At 74.1% G+C, this 1528-nt stretch carries 2 protein-coding genes and 1 tRNA gene; 2 read left to right on the top strand and 1 reads right to left on the bottom strand.

Going from position 1 to position 1528, the window contains the following annotated elements:
• Positions 1-791 (top strand): DUF1611 domain-containing protein (locus tag VB737_RS16705; RefSeq protein WP_500314618.1); only part of this gene is annotated, 791 nt, incomplete at its 5' end.
• Positions 792-805: 14 nt separating this feature from the next.
• Here VB737_RS16705 and VB737_RS16700 read toward each other — a convergent pair.
• A tRNA-His gene (locus VB737_RS16700) sits at positions 806-878 on the bottom strand.
• 14 nt (positions 879-892) lie between these two features.
• On the opposite strand from VB737_RS16700, the gene VB737_RS16695 reads away from it, so the two are divergent.
• Entirely contained in the window at positions 893-1357 is a 465-nt protein-coding gene (locus VB737_RS16695) for a DUF4359 domain-containing protein (protein WP_500314616.1), read from the top strand.
• Positions 1358-1528: the final 171 nt, after the last annotated feature.

The raw sequence follows: 1528 nt of genomic DNA, 5'->3' as shown, positions 1-1528 counted from the left end.
CCCTGGAGGCGGGGCTGTCGCTGGCCAGCGGTCTGCACAGCCGCCTGGGGGACGATCCGTCGCTGGCGGGCCTGGTGCGACCGGGCCGCTGGATCTGGGATCTGCGTCGCGAGCCCCCCGGACTGACGGTGGCCTCTGGCCGTGCCGCGGCGCTGCCGGGCCGCCGGCTGCTGGCGGTCGGCACGGACATGTCGGTGGGGAAGATGAGCGCCTGTCTGGAGCTGCTGGCCGCCGCCCGGCGCCGCGGCCGCGATGTCCGCTTCGTCGGCACCGGCCAGGCCGGCATCCTGATCAGCGGTGGGGGAGTGGCCCTCGATGCCGTGCGCATCGATTACGCGGCCGGGGCGGTGGAGGGGGCGGTGCTGGCCGCCGCCACCGGCGCCGGCCCGGACACCCTGGTGCTGGTCGAGGGGCAGGGCTCCCTCTGCCACCCGGGCTCCAGTGCCACCCTGCCGCTGATCCGCGGCAGCCAGCCCACCGATCTGCTGCTGGTGCACCGCGCCGGACAGCGCACGATCCAGCGGCTGGCGGACTGCCCCCTGCCCCCCCTGCCCCAGGTGGTCGCCGCCGTCGAGGCGCTGGCGGCCCTGGGCCGGCCGGCGGGATCCGCTCCGCCCCCCAAGGTGGCGGCCATCGCCCTGAACACCGCCCACCTCGACACGGCTTCGGCGGCGGCGGCGCTGGCGGCCACGGCCGGGGAGACGGGGTTGCCCTGTCTCGACCCGGTGCGGCAGGGGGGCGAGGCCCTGCTGGAGGTCCTGTTCAGCCAAGAAAGAAGCCCGACGCCGTAGCGCCGGGCCTGAAGGGCGAGCGAGGGGACTCGAACCCCCGAATGGTGGCGCCACAAGCCACTGCCTTAACCACTTGGCGACGCCCGCCGCGGTCTTTGCCAATGTATCAAGCGAGCCTGCCGGCCCCCCTCTTGCCACCGCCGACCACCGCCACCCGCACCGTTTCCGGTCTCCTGGGCCTCACCGCCGTCGCGGCGGGGCTGATCGGCCTTGCCGTCACCAATCCCGGACCGGCGGCCTTCGAGGAATTCGCCGCCGACAAACTCACCGAACTGGCCAGCGAGGAGCTGTGCCGCAACGATGGGCTGCCGCTGCTGGCCCGGTTGCTGATCCAGAACTGTCCGGAGCTGGTGCGATCCCAGCGCAAGGTGCTGGGTCGCCTGGCCCGGGAACATTCACGCCGCTACAACTTCGGCCTGCTGAGCATCTACGGCACCCGGCTGGGCGGCGAGAAGGTGCTGCCCAACTGGAGCATCCCCCGCTACGACGCTGTCACCCTGGCGATGGCCGGCCATTTCGTGCTCCTCAGCGCCGGCGAGAGCACCCCGGCGAGCCCGATGCCGTGAGCGGGCCGCCCCCGCCCGGTCGCCTGCCCCCTCCGCCCGGCCGCTTGCCACCCATGCGGATCCCCAGGCTCCTGCTGGACCCCTGTGCCCCCCTGCCGCCCGCGGACGACCAGGGGCTGGTGACGGTGCGGCTGGAGCATGGCGAGGGGCGGATCCGGGCCATCCATGGGC

It is taken from the genome of Synechococcus sp. BA-120 BA3 (assembly GCF_034931285.1).
GTDB lineage: Bacteria > Cyanobacteriota > Cyanobacteriia > PCC-6307 > Cyanobiaceae > Cyanobium.
Note: the sequence above shows the minus strand (reverse complement) of the source record. Positions and strands in the feature narration are given on the sequence as shown.